General features: G+C 73.2%; 16 protein-coding genes and 1 other RNA gene. 5 read left to right on the top strand and 12 right to left on the bottom strand.

The annotated features are described in order from the left end of the window. The first annotated feature begins 143 nt into the window (after positions 1-143). The gene (locus IF45_RS0108930; protein ID WP_030306660.1) at positions 144-2,024 is read left to right on the top strand and encodes a propionyl-CoA synthetase; all 1,881 of its coding nucleotides are present in this window, start codon (positions 144-146) and stop codon (positions 2,022-2,024) included. A gap of 4 nt (positions 2,025-2,028) precedes the next feature. Here IF45_RS0108930 and IF45_RS0108925 read toward each other — a convergent pair whose 3' ends face one another. The 5 genes from IF45_RS0108925 to IF45_RS0108905 all read right to left on the bottom strand — a co-directional run bounded on the left by IF45_RS0108925 (position 2,029) and on the right by IF45_RS0108905 (position 5,243). Further along, positions 2,029-2,265, bottom strand: coding sequence for a hypothetical protein (locus tag IF45_RS0108925; protein WP_165398430.1), 237 nt, complete (start codon positions 2,263-2,265; stop codon positions 2,029-2,031). A gap of 73 nt (positions 2,266-2,338) precedes the next feature. Further along, entirely contained in the window at positions 2,339-3,334 is a 996-nt protein-coding gene (locus IF45_RS0108920) for an Acg family FMN-binding oxidoreductase (protein WP_003947782.1), read from the bottom strand. Between the two features lie 71 nt (positions 3,335-3,405). Continuing rightward, the gene (locus tag IF45_RS0108915) at positions 3,406-3,747 is read right to left on the bottom strand and encodes a winged helix-turn-helix transcriptional regulator (protein WP_003947783.1); all 342 of its coding nucleotides are present in this window, start codon (positions 3,745-3,747) and stop codon (positions 3,406-3,408) included. Between the two features lie 3 nt (positions 3,748-3,750). Then, complete coding sequence (locus tag IF45_RS0108910; protein WP_008403474.1) at positions 3,751-4,317, bottom strand: NADPH-dependent FMN reductase; 567 nt, start codon at positions 4,315-4,317, stop codon at positions 3,751-3,753. A 92-nt stretch (positions 4,318-4,409) separates the two neighbouring features. After that, positions 4,410-5,243 carry an ATP-grasp domain-containing protein gene (locus IF45_RS0108905; protein WP_030306656.1) on the bottom strand — a complete coding sequence of 278 codons (834 nt, stop codon included), beginning with the start codon at positions 5,241-5,243 and terminating at the stop codon, positions 4,410-4,412. Between the two features lie 117 nt (positions 5,244-5,360). On the opposite strand from IF45_RS0108905, the gene IF45_RS0108900 reads away from it, so the two are divergent. Beyond that, positions 5,361-5,630 carry a hypothetical protein gene (locus IF45_RS0108900; RefSeq protein ID WP_003947786.1) on the top strand — a complete coding sequence of 90 codons (270 nt, stop codon included), beginning with the start codon at positions 5,361-5,363 and terminating at the stop codon, positions 5,628-5,630. Between the two features lie 67 nt (positions 5,631-5,697). Here the strand turns inward: IF45_RS0108900 and IF45_RS0108895 are convergent, their stop codons facing one another. From IF45_RS0108895 to rnpB, 4 genes are all read right to left on the bottom strand, one after another. Next, positions 5,698-7,353: a CotH kinase family protein gene (locus IF45_RS0108895; RefSeq protein ID WP_030306653.1), complete on the bottom strand. Its 1,656-nt coding sequence runs from the start codon at positions 7,351-7,353 to the stop codon at positions 5,698-5,700. Next, a complete protein-coding gene (locus tag IF45_RS0108890; protein WP_030306652.1) occupies positions 7,353-8,036 on the bottom strand; it encodes a DUF4956 domain-containing protein in 684 nt (227 codons plus the stop codon). Before IF45_RS0108890 ends, IF45_RS0108895 begins: the two co-directional genes overlap by 1 nt. After that, positions 8,033-8,857 carry a polyphosphate polymerase domain-containing protein gene (locus IF45_RS0108885; protein WP_030306650.1) on the bottom strand — a complete coding sequence of 275 codons (825 nt, stop codon included), beginning with the start codon at positions 8,855-8,857 and terminating at the stop codon, positions 8,033-8,035. Before IF45_RS0108885 ends, IF45_RS0108890 begins: the two co-directional genes overlap by 4 nt. A gap of 255 nt (positions 8,858-9,112) precedes the next feature. Then, positions 9,113-9,514: RNase P RNA component class A (rnpB, locus tag IF45_RS31900), an RNA gene on the bottom strand. 134 nt (positions 9,515-9,648) lie between these two features. Here rnpB and yaaA point away from each other — a divergent pair. The 3 genes from yaaA (at position 9,649) to IF45_RS33815 (ending at position 11,411) form a co-directional block, all read left to right on the top strand. Further along, complete coding sequence (yaaA, locus tag IF45_RS0108880; RefSeq protein WP_030306648.1) at positions 9,649-10,455, top strand: peroxide stress protein YaaA; 807 nt, start codon at positions 9,649-9,651, stop codon at positions 10,453-10,455. A 79-nt stretch (positions 10,456-10,534) separates the two neighbouring features. Next, complete coding sequence (gene eda, locus IF45_RS0108875) at positions 10,535-11,185, top strand: bifunctional 4-hydroxy-2-oxoglutarate aldolase/2-dehydro-3-deoxy-phosphogluconate aldolase (RefSeq protein WP_030306646.1); 651 nt, start codon at positions 10,535-10,537, stop codon at positions 11,183-11,185. A 97-nt stretch (positions 11,186-11,282) separates the two neighbouring features. Next, the gene (locus IF45_RS33815; RefSeq protein ID WP_003947792.1) at positions 11,283-11,411 is read left to right on the top strand and encodes an LPFR motif small protein; all 129 of its coding nucleotides are present in this window, start codon (positions 11,283-11,285) and stop codon (positions 11,409-11,411) included. A 61-nt stretch (positions 11,412-11,472) separates the two neighbouring features. Here IF45_RS33815 and IF45_RS0108865 read toward each other — a convergent pair whose 3' ends face one another. Genes IF45_RS0108865 through IF45_RS32180 form a run of 3 tightly spaced genes read right to left on the bottom strand, consistent with a single transcriptional unit; the run spans position 11,473 to position 14,188 of the window. Then, the gene (locus tag IF45_RS0108865; RefSeq protein WP_030306643.1) at positions 11,473-12,582 is read right to left on the bottom strand and encodes a bifunctional RNase H/acid phosphatase; all 1,110 of its coding nucleotides are present in this window, start codon (positions 12,580-12,582) and stop codon (positions 11,473-11,475) included. Further along, the gene (locus IF45_RS0108860; protein WP_225930555.1) at positions 12,582-13,325 is read right to left on the bottom strand and encodes a zinc ribbon domain-containing protein; all 744 of its coding nucleotides are present in this window, start codon (positions 13,323-13,325) and stop codon (positions 12,582-12,584) included. Before IF45_RS0108860 ends, IF45_RS0108865 begins: the two co-directional genes overlap by 1 nt. Continuing rightward, positions 13,322-14,188 (bottom strand): Nif3-like dinuclear metal center hexameric protein, encoded by an 867-nt coding sequence (locus IF45_RS32180; protein ID WP_078842852.1) that lies wholly within the window; start codon positions 14,186-14,188, stop codon positions 13,322-13,324. Before IF45_RS32180 ends, IF45_RS0108860 begins: the two co-directional genes overlap by 4 nt. Positions 14,189-14,344 lie beyond the last annotated feature (156 nt).

Below are 14,344 nucleotides of genomic sequence, written 5' to 3'. Positions count from 1 at the left end.
CGGCGCCCCCGAACAGGGGCATCGGCGCAGATCAGGGCCGTTCAGGGTCTTCCCCCGACCGGCGTCGCCCCCTACCATCGCGCCCCATCCGACCACTGGCCCGGCGCCCGCCGCCCGGGCTCCCCGAAAGGCCACGGTGCCCGATGAGCACGTACCGCGAGGCGTATGAGCTGAGCCTCACCGACCCCGAGCGCTTCTGGGGCGAGGCAGCCCGGGAGGTGAGCTGGAGCCGGGAGCCGGAGCGGGTGCTGGACGCGGAGGCGGCGCCGCTGTACCGCTGGTTCCCCGGCGGCGAGCTGAACACCTGCGCCAACGCCCTGGACCGGCACGTGGCGCTCGGCCGGGGCGAGCAGCCGGCGCTCATCCACGACTCGCCGGTGACCGGCTCCCGGCGGACCCTGACCTACGCCGAACTCCTCGACGAGACCGCCCGGTTCGCCGGGGTGCTGCGCGGGCTGGGGGTGGAGAAGGGCGACCGGGTGGTCATCTACATGCCGATGGTGCCCGAGGCGGTGGTGGCGATGCTGGCCTGTGCGCGGCTCGGCGCCGTCCACTCGGTGGTGTTCGGCGGATTCGCCGCCTCCGAACTGGCGGTGCGGATCGACGACGTACGGCCGAAGGTGGTCGTCGCCGCCTCCTGCGGCATCGAGCCCACCCGAACCATCGCCTACCACCCGATCCTCGACCGCGCCCTGGAACTGGCCGCGCACGCCCCCGAGCGGTGCGTGGTGCTCCAGCGCGAGCGGCTCACCGCCGAGCTGGTGGCCGGGCGGGACCTGGACTGGGCGGAGCTGATGGCCGAGGCGCTCCCCGCCGACCCGGTCCCGGTCGCCGCCACCGACCCGCTCTACGTGCTGTACACCTCGGGCACCACCGGCCGCCCCAAGGGCATCGTCCGCGACAACGGCGGCCACGCGGTCGCCCTGCTCTGGTCGATGCGGAACATCTACGACGCCTCCCCCGGCGACGTCTTCTGGACCGCCTCGGACGTCGGCTGGGTGGTCGGCCACTCCTACATCGTCTACGGCCCGCTGCTCCTCGGCGCCACCACCGTCCTCTACGAGGGCAAGCCGGTCGGCACCCCGGACGCGGGCGCGTTCTGGCGGGTGGTCGCCGACCACCGGGTCTCGACCCTGTTCACGGCGCCCACCGCCTTCCGCGCGATCCGCAAGGCCGACCCTGAGGCCGCGCTGCTCGACGCGTACGACACCTCCTCGCTGCGCCACCTCTTCCTCGCCGGGGAGCGGCTCGACCCGGACACCTACCACTGGGCCGGCGCCAAGCTCGGCGTCCCGGTGATCGACCACTGGTGGCAGACCGAGACGGGGTGGGCGATCGCGGCCGACCCGATGGGGCTGGAGCCGCTGCCGCTGAAGCCGGGCTCGCCGACGGTGCCCGTCCCCGGCTACGACGTGCGGGTGCTGCGGGCCGACGGCGAGGAGTGCGCGGCGGGCGAGGAGGGCGCCCTCGCGATCCGGCTGCCGCTGCCGCCGGGGACGCTGCCCACGGTGTGGGGCGACGACGACCGGTACGTGGCCTCGTACCTCTCCGCCTTCCCCGGGTACTACCTGACCGGGGACGGCGGCTACCTGGACGAGGACGGCTACCTCTTCGTGATGGGCCGGACCGACGACGTGATCAACGTGGCCGGGCACCGGCTGTCGACCGGCGCCGTCGAGGCGGTCCTCGCCGGGCACCCGGAGGTGGCCGAGTGCGCGGTGATCGGCGCCGCCGACCCGCTCAAGGGCCAGCTGCCGCGCGGCCTGGTGGTGCCGAAGGCCGGCGCGGGCGAGGACCCGGAGCGGCTGGCGGCCGAGCTGGTGGCGCGGGTGCGCGAGGAGGTCGGCGCGGTGGCCGCCTTCCGCCGGGTCGACATCGTCCCGGCCCTGCCCAAGACCCGCTCGGGCAAGATCCTCCGCAAGACGATGCGCTCGCTGGCCGACGGCCGCGACGAGCCGGTCCCCTCCACCATCGAGGACCCCGCGGTCCTGGACGCGCTCCGCGGCGTCCTGCGCGAGGGCTGAGCGGCTACCAGGGCAGCGGGCCGCGCCCGGCGCCCCCCGCTGCCATCAGGTAGGAGACGGCCAGCACGATCGCCACGATGACCGCGAAGACGTAGAGCGGCCGGAAGCGGTACGCGCTCCGCTTCACCGCGAGCAGGCGCTGCCCGCGCCCGGGGGCGGGGCGGCGCGGCCCGGGGGCCGGGCGCACGGAGCGGCCGAGGCGGCGTCTCCAGTACACGAAGCGGTAGTACAGCTTGGTCATCACGGTCATCGTCGCCCCCCGGCGGTCGGCTGCTGCTCCCTCCATCGTGCACGAACGGGCGTACGAGCCGGATTCAGTCGCGGAAGGTGAGCACCTCGTCGGGGGTGCGGCGGCCGGTGCTCAGCGGCACCGAGGGGCCGTATCCCATCCGCAGCACCATCTGGACGTGGCCGGGGCCCTCGGAGGGGTCGCGCAGCAGCCAGCGCAGCGAGGGGTGCTCCAGGGCCCGGGTGACCGGGGCGGCGCTGAGGCCGGCGCGGGTCGCGGTGAGCAGGACCCGCTGGAGCGCCTGCCCGGCGGCGAGCCAGTCGGCGGGCTCGTCGCGCCGCGTGAGGATGAGGGCGAGCTGCGGTTCCCGCTCGAAGTCGGCCCACGGCCCGTCGGGGTGCTCCCCGAACTCCCGCACCGGGGCTTCACCCTCGCGCATCCGGGGGCCGAGCGCGGTGCGGGGGATGCCGTCGGCCGCCGTCTCCTCGGCGCGCAGCCACGCCTGCTCCTCGGCGCGGTGGGCGGTGGTCTCACCGGCCTCGGCGTCGGCGAGGAGGTCGAGCACCATGCGGTAGTGCCAGCCCTCGGGGAAGACCAGCCGGGCCCGCTCGACGGCGGCGGCCCGCCCGAGCTGCTCGCGGATCACCCCGGGGATGCGGGTCTCCTCGTACGGCTCCCGGTTGGTGCGGCGTTCGGCGACGGCCGGGTGGAGGGTCGCGGCCTCGCGCTCGACCTCGCCGGCCCGCAGCCGTACGGCGGCGAGCACGTCACCGCCGGTGGCGGGCGGCAGCGGCGAGACCCAGGCGTGCAGCCCGGCGCGGGCGGCCGAGACCCGGAGGTTGAAGAGGGCGGCGCCGCAGCCGATGTGCAGGGCGCGTCGGCGCGGGTCCTCCTTGGGGAGCGTCCGCGCGGCGTCGGCCAGCAGCTCCAGGACGCCGGAGCGCCGGTGGAAGACGTACGCCCAGGGCTGGGTGTTGTGCATGGAGGGTGCGGCACAGGCGTCGCGCACCAGTTCCTCCAGCCGCTCGTCGGTGACCGCGGCGGCGTCGGTGGCTTCGGTGGCGTGCGGGCTCGGGGTCATCGTCATCGCCTCCCGCTCTCCACGGTAGGACAGCCCCGGCCGGGCTTCCAGGGACGAAGGTCCCGGTCCGTTCACTCCTCCGCAGCGGCCTCGCCGGGTATCGGGACCCAGCGGTGGGACCAGGCGATGACCGCCTCCAGGACCGGTTCGAGGGCGCGGCCCTTCTCGGTCAGCGTGTACTCGACGCGTACCGGTGAGGAGGCGGTCACCGCGCGGGTGACCAGCCCCTCGGTCTCCAGCGTGCGCAGCCGCTGCGTGAGCATGGCGTCGCTGATGCCGGGGACCGAGGCGCGGAGCTGCGAGAACTGCCGGTGTCCGGCGAACAGGCCGCGCAGGACGGCCCCCGTCCACCGGGCGCCGATCAGCTCGATGGCGTGGTGGAACCGTGCGCAGACGGGCCGGACGTCGTCCATGGCTCAGCTCTGCCGCAGCGGCCGCAGGGCCTCGGTGACCCGGACCAGCTCGTCGAACATGGCCTTGGCGCCGGCGTCCATGGCGTCGTTGCCCTCCAGCGTGCCGTCCTTGACGAGCTGCATGGCGAACGGGATGGAGACGGCCTCGCTCAGCGGGGTCATCTTCAGCGTGGTCACCACCTGCTTGATCATCTGCGCGGCGCGCGTACCGGCCGAGACACCGCCGTAGCTGACCAGGCCGACCGGCTTGTACGCCCACTCGGAGTGCAGGAAGTCGAGGGCGTTCTTCAGCTCGGCGTTGAAGCCGAAGTTGTACTCCGGCATGACGAAGACGAAGGCGTCCGCCTCGGAGACCTTGGCGCTCCAGCGACGGGTGTGCTCGTGGGTGTACTGGCCCAGGCGCGGGTGGTTCGGCTCGTCCATGAAGGGCAGCCCGACCTCGGCGAGGTCCACCACCTCGATCTCGTCGAACCCGCCGTGGCGCTGGGCGTACTCCTCCACCCAGGCGGCGACGGTGGGGCCGATCCGGCCGGGGCGGGTGCTGGCGATGATGATCTCGAGCTTCGACATGCGCGGGGGTTCTCCTCGGAGGAACGGGGGCTGGTGGTGCGGGCACGGCTCAGCACCGCCCACCAGCGTACTAAAGAAACTATAGCTACTCGTTATTCCTGAGCGATGAACGCCCGGAGCGACCGCTTCAGCGCCGCCACGAACCCTTCCCGCTCCTCCTCGCCGAGGAGGTCCAGGGAGAGGTACGGATTGAGGTCCTCCAGCTCGACGAGGAGCAGCTCCCCCGCACGGGTGCGGCAGGCGTCGACCCGCGTCACGCCTTGCGTAAGGCCGTTCCACTCGACGAAGCGCCCGGCGAAGGCCAGGTCGGCGGGGGTCGCCTCGTAGGGGGCCAGCTCCCAGCGGCGCCCGGGGTCCGGGGCGTACAGCGCGTACCGGAACTCCCGGTCGACGTAGAAGAACGACACCTCGTACCGGAAGTCGACGCGCGGCTGGGCCAGGACGCCGCCGTCCAGCCGGGCGGCCACCTCCTCGCGGGGCAGGAACTCCAGCCCTATCGAGTCGGCGCCGGCGACCGGCTTGACCGCGTACGAGGGCGCCTCGGGGAGCCGGTGCAGCTCCTCCGCCCGGTCGACGGTGGGGATGACCGGGTAGCCGGCGGCGGTCAGGTCGAGGAGGTACCCCTTGCCCGCCATGTCCCCCTTGCCGTTCAGCGGGTTGTAGACGCGCAGGCCGGTGGCGAGGGCGTGGGCGCGGAAGGCGTCCCACGCCTCCTGGTGGTGGAGGACGGGCCCGCTGTTGCGGACCAGGACCGCGTCGAAGGAGCCGGCCAGCGCCCGCGCGTCCAGCGGGTGGCAGAGCGCGAGGTCGAACTCCTCCCGCAGCCGGGCGGCGAGCCAGGTGTCCTCGTCGCCGTACCGGCGGCCGCGCGCCGGGTAGCTGAGGTCGGTGACGAGCAGGAGGCGGGGGCGGGCGGGCTGCGGCACGAGGACTCCCGGAGCGGTGCGGGGCGGTGGTGAGGCGTCAACCTACCGGCGCGCGGAGCGGGCCCCTGCGCCGGGGGCGGGCCGCCGGCTGTCACCGGGACGCGGCATCCTGGGCCCATGTCCTACCGCCACCCGCGCCAGACCTGCCCCGTCTGCCACCGCTCGGTCGCCACCCCGGCCGGCAAGTTCGCCCGCCACGATCCCCCGGACTCCGCCGGTGTCCCCGGCTTCCTGATCAGCTGCACCGGCAGCCTCCGCCAGGCCCCGGCCGACGGCGAGCAGCCCCTGCTCTTCGAGGTGGGGGCGGGCGCGGCCGGAGCGGGGCAGCTGGACCTGTTCGGGGCGGGGGTCGACGTCGACGAGACGCGGGAGGGCGCCGGCACGTGAGCCGCGCCCGCACGCGCCGGTGTCCCCGGCCCCTCCGCGCGGGGAGGGGCCGGGGACACCGGCATGCTCAGCCGGTCACCTGCTCGTCCTTGGCGAGCGCGGCGGCCCGGTCGGTGACGGTCCCGGTGAGCTGGGAGACGGCGGTGTCCAGCTCCTCGGACCCGGCACCGGCCGCCCGCGCCTGACCGGCGATGGCCTTCACCTCCTTCGCGGCCGTTCCGGAGGCGTAGAACTCCTGGTAGAGCTTCTGGTACGCCGCCAGGTAGACCTCGTCGAAGGCGTCGGTCTCCAGGAACCGCGTCTTCAGCGGGTGTTCGGCCGCACCGCCGCCGGGGCCGCCCCGCTCCTGGCCCTCGCCATCGGCTCCCCCGGGTCCGCCCTGCGGCATCTCGGCGCCCTCGGGGAGACCTTCCGGCATCCCCTCGGGCATCCCCTCGGGCGCGCCGGAGGGCCGCTGCCCGTCGCCGCCGTCGCCACCGCCGGGCATCCCGCCGCCCATGCCGGTCGCGTCGTCGGGCCCGGCGGTCGCGTCGCCGCTGAAGGTGAGGTTGTAGTCCCAGCCCAGCACGGAGAACTTCTTGGTGTCGAGGTCGTAGCGGAGGAGGTAGTTCTTGCCCGGCCCGGCCATGTCGTCGAAGTTCAGCAGCAGGTTCTGGGTCGCCACGTAGGCGGCGAGCGACTCGACGTCGACGTACTGGTCGAGGTCGCGGGCGAACTCCTCGTCGGAGGCGTTCTCGACCCACTTGATGAGCTTCATGACCGGTTCGAGGTCCTGGCTGCCCTTCTTGTTGAGCTGCTTGAACGAGCTCTCGTACTTCGAGGGGTCGTCGCCCTGGTAGGCGAAACTGCTGCCGGCCCGGGCCTTGTACAGCACGGCGTTGCCGTCGCCCGCCTCGTCGCCGTAGTCGGTGTCGGGGTTCTCGACCATCAGCCGGGTCGCGGCGGGCCGGTCGTTCACCTCGACGCTGGTGAAGGCGTACCGCTCGGCCTTCTGCCCGCTGGTGTCGGTGAGCGACAGCGACAGCGCCTCGTTGAGGGGCACCTGGCCGTTGCTCCCCGGCCGGAGCGAGATCTCCCGCTCCCCCTGGTAGGCGCGGCCCTCGACGTACTCGTCGATCTTGACCAGCCAGGGCAGCTCCTCCGGCTTCTCGGCCGAGAGGTCGTACTGCACCATCCCGCCGCCTCGGCCACCGCCCTGCTCGTCCTGCGCGTCCTCGTCCGCCTGGCCTTCCTGGCCCTGCTGACCGGCGGCCTGACCTTGCGGACCGGCCTCCGCGCCGCCCTGCCGGGCCTGCTTTCCCTGCTTTGCCTGGTCCCCGCGGAGCGACATCAGCGTCGAATTGCCCTTGAGCCGGATGCCGACATCGTTGAGGTACACGCCGTCGACGACGAGGTCGGCCTTGATCCAGTCCTTGGTCCCGTCTTCCTTGAACTCCTTCATCATCTTGTCGAAGTCGGTCTGCTGGTACGTCAGTTGAATGCTGTGCGCGGTCGAGGTGTCGTAGAGGTCGATGGTTCCGGGGATGTCGTCGGTGATGGTGTCCGCCTCCACCCGGGAGGCGGAGGTCACGTACGGGGAGATCCGTACGTCGCCGAGGAAGGCGACCATCACGGCGAGGCCGACGGCCAGGGCCCCGACCGGCTTCCAGTGCTGGCGCAGCCGCACAGGCAGTCGGTCCCTCAGCCGGCGCTTGCGTGTGCCTGTGGGGGTGGGGGCGGTCATCAGAGGTCCGTGCTGTCGTAACCGGTCAGCACGGTCACCCGCTGTCCCGAGGTGCGGGCCTGCAGCGCGCTCACCAGCTCGCCGGGTTCGGTGCCCTTCTTGAGCCGCACCGTGTAGAAGACCTCGTTCAGCGCGCCGCCCCGGATGGTCTCGGTGCTGACCAGCTCGAACTCGCTGGTGTACTTGATCAGCACGTCACGGATCTGCGGCGTGTAGTCCTCACCGGCCGGCACCTGGACCTTGACCACCTGACGCTGCACGTCGAGCGCGAACCAGTTGAACTTGTGCATGAACACGATGACCGCGCAGATCACGACCGCACCGACCGCCGCCAGCGTGTAGAAGCGCGCACCACAGGCCATGCCGATCGCCATGGCGAGGAAGACGAACCCGACATCCCGGGTCTCCTTGATCGCGTTGCGGAACCGGATCACCGACAACGCCCCGACCAGCGAGAAGGCCCGCGCCAGGTTCGAACCGACCACCAGCATGATCAGCGCCACCACCATGCCGACGATGACCAGGGTCTGCACGTAGGACTGGCTGTACGAGACGTTGCGGTGGGTGTACCGGTACACGTAGCCGATGACCGTGGACAGGATGAACGACAGGGCCATCGCCGCCACCACGTCGGCGACGCTGAACGTGCCGCTCAGCTCCTGCAGATCGAGATCGAAATTCACTGTGCTCCTGCTTTCATGGGCGCGTCCTGCGCCGACTGCTGTCCGTGGGAAGGGGGAGGCGGGTAGTCCGCCTCGTCGATGTGGAAGACCGAGCGCGGCGCCAGGCCGAACGCCTCGATGGACTGCACGTACTTCGAGACCCGCACCAGATTGAGGTTGCGCCGCGCGGCCAGGTCGGTGATCCAGTACGGAGTGCGCTCGTTGACCTTGATCTCCATGACCGCCAGATGCGGCGGGATCGTGAACCGGTTCTCGGGCGTCCGGGTGCCGAAGTGGAAGTCGCGGTCCCGGCCGCGCACCCGCCGGTCGAGGGTGACCCGCAGCCCGGTGTCCGCGTCCCGGCCCACCAGCGCCTCACGCTGGTAGCCGGTGATCGCGGCGGGCCGCAGGTTCAGCCGCACGATCAGCTCCAGCACCTCCTCGACGAAGGCACGCTCCTTCGCCGAGTGCGGCACCAGTTCCCGGCCGTCGCACAGTTGCCTGGCGACGCCGTAGGGAAGGGTGATGCGCCGTTTCTGCGTGACGCGGTTGACGCGCTGCTTGATCTCCACGCAGACCGGCGAGGCGTCGGTGACGCCGTCCAGGTCGCCGTAGTGGCGGATACGCAGCTTGCGGCGGAACTTCAGGCCCTCGATCTTCTCCCAGTAGAACCGCAACTGAGGCGTGTCGTAGTACAGGCTCCACACCCCGTACCCACCGACCGGACTGTGCGCATCACGCTCCATCCGCTCCGCCAACTCGTCCCGGATCTCCGCCGCCTGCTCCACCGGGACCAGGTACTTCAGCTCGAACCGGTTGAACGCATGCAACCGGCTCGCCACATGCAACGCATCCCCGTCCGCACCTCCGCCCCCGCCCTCACTCACTGCCGTCTCAGCCCTGAACACCGTTCGCCTCCTCGCTTCGTCCGTCCTGTCCGGCCGGCCACGGACAAGCAACCAACGGCAGATGAGGAAGAACTGAGAAACGGGGGTGTCCTGCGTGAGGATTCGCTATGACCAGGGGGTTAAGGGCCGGGGCGGGAACACGAAAGCGCCTCCGGCCGGGGCCGGAGGCGCTGGAAAGGCGAGTGGCGGCAGACGAGTCGGGCTGTACGCCGGGTCCTGTCGCCCGGGGGCCTCGCGGCCTCCGGGGAGACGGCCATCCATCTAGGACCGGCATTGCTGCCGGCCTCGAGCGGTCTACCCGCGGACTCGGGCGAGCAGCCCTCGAACGTCCGCGCAGGGCCGCCTCTCGGCGGCCCCTCTTGACCTTGCTCCGGGTGGGGTTTACCTAGCCGCCTGAGTCACCTCAGGCGCTGGTGGTCTCTTACACCACCGTTTCACCCTTACCGAGGGCCGAGGCCCCCGGCGGTCTGTTTTCTGTGGCACTGTCCCGCGGGTCACCCCGGGTGGGCGTTACCCACCACCCTGCTCTGTGGAGCCCGGACGTTCCTCGGGGAGATCCGGGGATCTCCACGCGGCCGTCCGCCCGGCTCGTCTGCCGTGCGTTCATGGTACCCGCAGGCCGGGGCGGTGAGCGCGGCGCGGCCCGTGCGGGCGGCCCATTACGCTGGCCGGGGCGGCCCCGGCGGGCCGCGCCTGGGGTCTGTCGTCGCCGAAGGAGTCACATCGTGCTCGTGCTGCTGCCGCCGTCCGAGGGGAAGGCCGCCTCGGGGCAGGGCTCGCCGCTGAAGCTGGAGGAGCTGTCGCTGCCGGGGCTGACCGCGGCCCGGGGGGCCGTGCTGGACGAGCTGGTGGAGCTGTGCGCCGCCGACGAGGAGAAGGCGCGGACCGTTCTCGGGCTCAGCGAGGGGCTGCGCGGCGAGATCGGCAAGAACGTGGAGCTGCGGACCACCGGCACCCGCCCGGCCGGGGAGATCTACACCGGCGTGCTCTACGACGCGCTGGGCCTGGCCACCCTCGACGAGGCGGCGGCGCGGCGGGCGGAGCGGTCACTGCTGGTCTTCTCGGGGCTGTGGGGCGCGGTGCGGCCGGGCGACGCGATCCCCTCGTACCGCTGCTCGATGGGGGTGAAGCTGCCGGGGCTGGGGGCGCTGGCGGCGCACTGGCGCAAGGCGATGGCCGAGGTGCTGCCCGGCGTGGCCGGGTCGGGGCTGGTGCTGGACCTGCGGTCGGCGGCGTACGCGGGCGCGTGGAAGCCGAAGGGTGAGGTGGCGGAGCGTACGGCGACGGTGCGGGTGCTGCACGCGCGGATGGTCGGCGGCGTGGAGAAGCGGTCGGTGGTCAGCCACTTCAACAAGGCGACCAAGGGACGGCTGACCCGCGACCTGCTGGCCTTCGGCGCGGAGCCCGAGGGTCCGGCGGAGCTGGTGAAGGCGTTGCGGGAGCTGGGGTACGTGGTGGAGGCCCGCGAGCCGGAGAAGGCGGGGGCGGCCTGGGCGCTGGACGTGGTGGTGACCGACGTCCACGGGCGCTGAGCGCACCACGGACCTCCGTACGTTGCAGTCTGCGCAACAGGCTTTGCGCGGTGTGCGTGCCGCCCGTCATCATGGGCCCATGAGCCCTACACCGACGCCCTCCCCCGCTCCCGTCACCGACTCCGTGCTGGAGCTGGCCCCCGTTCTGCCCGTGGTGGTCGTCGACGACCCGGCCGACGCGGTGCCGATGGCGCGGGCGCTGGTGGCGGGCGGGCTGCGCGCGGTCGAGGTGACGCTGCGGACGGCCGGGGCGCTGGAGGCCATCCGGGCCATCGGCGCCGAGGTCCCGGAAGCCGTGGTGGGCGCCGGGACCGTGGTGTCGCCGGAGACGGTGGACGCGGCGGTCGGCGCGGGAGCCCGCTTCCTGGTCAGCCCGGCCTGCACCGAGACGCTGCTGGCCTCGATGCGGGCGTCGGGGGTGCCGTTTTTGCCGGGCGTCTCGACCGCCTCGGAGGTGCTGGCGCTGCTGGAGCGCGGGGTGCGCGAGATGAAGTTCTTCCCCGCCGAGGCGGCCGGCGGGGCGCCCTACCTGAAGTCGCTGGCGGGGCCGCTGCCCCAGGCGCGGTTCTGCCCGACCGGCGGGGTGTCCCCCGCCAACGCCCCGGCCTACCTGGCGCTGCCCAACGTCGGCTGCGTCGGCGGTTCCTGGATGCTCCCGGCCGACGCGGTCGCGGCGAAGGACTGGGACCGGGTGGAGCGGCTGGCGCGCGAGGCGTCCGGGCTGCGCTGAGCGGCGCCCGTTTCGCTCCCCGGGGCAGGGGTACGCGCCAGGTCCGGCGCTTTCCGGCGCCCCGGCCGCCAGTCGGAGACCGAACGGAGGAGCACGCATGCTGAAGGCCATCGGAGACGTTTTCCGTCAGATCGGCGGTGCGATCGCCACCGTCGTCACCCTGCCGTTCCGCGCGGTCGCCCGCCTCTTCGGCGGTGCCTCGCGCACGGCCAACGGCCACCACTGAGCCGCACGACGCTGCCCCGGCCCCCTTTCAGGAGGGGTCCGGGGCAGCGTCGTGTGCGGGGTCAGCGCAGGTGACCGGTGTCGTTGAGGAGGCGGACGGAGGCGTTCCCGTCGGCGTAGCAGGCGATCTCCGAGAGCGAGGCGGCGGCCAGCTCCATGCGGAACAGGGCCTGCCAGGGCGCGCCGAGCGCCAGCCGTACCAGCGTCTTGACCGGGGTGACGTGGCTGACCAGCAGGACCGTACGTCCGGCGTGGGCGGCGCGGAGCCGGTCGCGGGTCTCGGCGACGCGGGCCGCCACCTCGCCGAAGGACTCGCCGCCGGCGGGGGCCGCGTCGGGTGAGGCGAGCCAGGCGTTCAGCTCCTCGGGCCATCGCTCGCGGACCTCGCCGAAGGTCAGCCCCTCCCAGGCGCCGAAGGCGGTCTCGCGCAGCCCCTGGTCCACGGTGACGGGCAGTCCGAGCCGGCCGGCGACGGCCTCGGCGGTCTGCCGGCACCGCAGCAGCGGGGAGCTGACGACGGCCTCGACGGTCCCCCGCGCGGCGAGCGCCTCGGCGGTACGGGCGGCCTGGCGGCGGCCCGCCTCGGAGAGCGCGGGGTCGCTGCCGCCGCTGCCGGAGAACCGCTTCTCGGGGGTGAGCGCGGTCTCGCCGTGGCGCAGCAGCACGAAGGTGGTGGGGGTGGAGAGGTCCGGCGGGGCGGCGGCCGGGGGCGGCGTCGGCGCGGGGAGGTCGGCCGTGGAGGCGGCCGGGTTCCACCGCTCGCCGCGGGCGCCCGCGTCCATGGCCTCGTTGGCGAGGCGGTCGGCGTGCTGGTTCTCGGCCCGGGGGATCCAGACGTAGGTGACCTGGTCCGGCGCCAGGATTCCGGCGGCCTCGGCGGCCAGTTCCTGGAGGCCGGGGTGTTTGATCCGCCAGCGGCCCGCCATCTGCTCGACGACGAGCTTCGAGTCCATCCGGACCTCGACCCGCGCCTCGGGGTCGAGGTCGCGGGCGGCGCGGAGTCCGGCGATCAGGCCGCGGTACTCGGCGGTGTTGTTGGTGGCGGTGCCGAGGAACCCGGCGGTCTCGGTGAGGGTCTCGCCGGTGGCGGCGTCGACCACCACGGCGCCGTACCCCGCGGGCCCCGGGTTGCCCCGGGACCCGCCGTCCGCCTCGACGGCGAACTGCCGCATCAGACGCCCGAGTCGGCCGTACGGACGAGGATGCGGCGGCAGTTCTCGCAGCGCAGCACGGTGTCGGGGGCGGCCGCCTTCACCTCGTTGACCTCGGTGATGTTCAGCTCCAGGCGGCAGCCCTCGCAGCGGCGCTGGTAGAGGCGGGCCGCGCCCACGCCGCCCTGCTGGGCGCGGAGCTTGTCGTAGAGGGCGAGCAGGTCGGCCGGGACGGAACCGGCGACCACGGCGCGCTCCTTGGTGGCGGTGGCCACCTCGGCCTCCAGCTCGGCGGCGGCGGCGTCGCGGCGGGCGGTCGCCTCGTCGATGCGGGTCTGCACGGAGGCGGCGCGCTCGGTCAGCTCGCCGACGCGCTCCTGGGCGGCCTCGCGGCGCTCCATGATCTCCAGGACGATCTCCTCCAGGTCGCCCTGGCGCTTGGCGAGCGAGGCGATCTCGCTCTGCAGGCTCTCCAGGTCCTTCGGGGAGGAGACGGCGCCGGAGTCCAGGCGCTGCTGGTTGCGGGCGGCACGCTGGCGGACCTGGTCGACGTCCTGCTCGGCCTTGGTCTGCTCGCGTCCGCAGTCGCCCTCCTCGGTCTGGGAGGCGACGAGCAGGTCCCGGAGCTGGGCGAGGTCCTTGGTGAGCGACTCGATCTCGGCGTGCTCGGGCAGGCCCGACAGCTTGTGGGCGAGCTGGGCGAGCCGGGTGTCGAGTTCCTGGACGTCCAGGAGGCGGATCTGGTCGGCGGGCGCGGCGTTCAGTTGGGGGCTCCAGAGGATTCGTGGGTGACAGAGGGCGCGGACGCCGCGTGGGCGGTCCAGGGGTCGGTGACCGTCGCCGAGACGAAGGTCCGCAGGCCCCAGCCGTGGCGTTCGGAGACCGCGTCGAGCTGGGTGGCGGCCAGTTCGCACCAGGGCCATTCGGTGGCCCAGTGCGCCGCGTCGATCAGCGCGGGGGCGCCGGGCCGCTGAGCGGCCTCGGAGGCGGGGTGGTGGCGCAGGTCGGCGGTGAGGAAGGCGTCCACACCGGCGGCCCGGACGTCGTCGAAGAGGCCGTCGCCGGAGCCGCCGCTCACCGCGATCCGGGTGAGCGGGGCCTCGGGGTCGCCGGTGGCGCGGATGCCCTGCGCGGTGGCGGGCAGGCGCTCGGCGGCCAGCGCCGTGAACTCCGCCAGGGTCATGGGGTGAGCCGGTTCGCAGATCCGGCCGAGGCCGCGGCGGCCGTGCGGGTCCGCCGGATCGGGGACCAGGGCGCCCACCACGCGCAGGCCGAGCGCGCCCGCGAGGGCGTCCGAGACGCCGGGGTCGGCGCGGTCGGCGTTGGTGTGGGCGACGTGCAGGGCGACGTCGTTCTTGATCAGGCTGTGGACGACGCGGCCCTTGAAGGTGTCGGCGGCCACCGTGGTGGTGCCCCGCAGGTACAGGGGGTGGTGGGTGACGAGAAGGTCGGCGCCGGTGCGGATCGCCTCGTCGGCGACCTCCTGCACGGGGTCGACGGCGAAGAGGACGCGGCTGATCCCGGCGTCCGGGTCTCCGCAGACCGTGCCGACCGCGTCCCACTGCTCGGCCAGGGAACGGGGCCAGAGGGCGTCCAGGGCGGTGAGGACTTCTGAGAGGCGGGGCACGGGCCCAAGGCTACCTGGGGACAGGGGGCGCCTCGGCTGCCGGTGGGACTCCCCCCTCTCCGCCGGCTGTCGGCGGCCGCCCGGGATGCGGCCACTCTTTGGGGTGAATCGGGGAGATAAACGGTGCCCTCGGGGCGCACGGGGTCACTAGCTTCG

Source organism: Streptomyces albidoflavus, from assembly GCF_000719955.1.
Classification (GTDB): domain Bacteria; phylum Actinomycetota; class Actinomycetes; order Streptomycetales; family Streptomycetaceae; genus Streptomyces; species Streptomyces albidoflavus.
The sequence above is the reverse complement of the archived record's forward strand: the minus strand, read 5'-3'. Positions and strand labels throughout refer to the sequence as shown.

Coding starts and splice junctions, on each gene's coding strand:
- IF45_RS0108930 (WP_030306660.1), top strand. CDS start 144: ATGAGCACGTACCGCGAGGCGTATGAGCTGAGCCTCACCGACCCCGAG.
- IF45_RS0108925 (WP_165398430.1), bottom strand. CDS start 2,265: ATGACCAAGCTGTACTACCGCTTCGTGTACTGGAGACGCCGCCTCGGC.
- IF45_RS0108920 (WP_003947782.1), bottom strand. CDS start 3,334: ATGACCCCGAGCCCGCACGCCACCGAAGCCACCGACGCCGCCGCGGTC.
- IF45_RS0108915 (WP_003947783.1), bottom strand. CDS start 3,747: ATGGACGACGTCCGGCCCGTCTGCGCACGGTTCCACCACGCCATCGAG.
- IF45_RS0108910 (WP_008403474.1), bottom strand. CDS start 4,317: ATGTCGAAGCTCGAGATCATCATCGCCAGCACCCGCCCCGGCCGGATC.
- IF45_RS0108900 (WP_003947786.1), top strand. CDS start 5,361: ATGTCCTACCGCCACCCGCGCCAGACCTGCCCCGTCTGCCACCGCTCG.
- IF45_RS0108895 (WP_030306653.1), bottom strand. CDS start 7,353: ATGACCGCCCCCACCCCCACAGGCACACGCAAGCGCCGGCTGAGGGAC.
- eda (WP_030306646.1), top strand. CDS start 10,535: ATGAGCCCTACACCGACGCCCTCCCCCGCTCCCGTCACCGACTCCGTG.
- IF45_RS33815 (WP_003947792.1), top strand. CDS start 11,283: ATGCTGAAGGCCATCGGAGACGTTTTCCGTCAGATCGGCGGTGCGATC.
- IF45_RS0108865 (WP_030306643.1), bottom strand. CDS start 12,582: ATGCGGCAGTTCGCCGTCGAGGCGGACGGCGGGTCCCGGGGCAACCCG.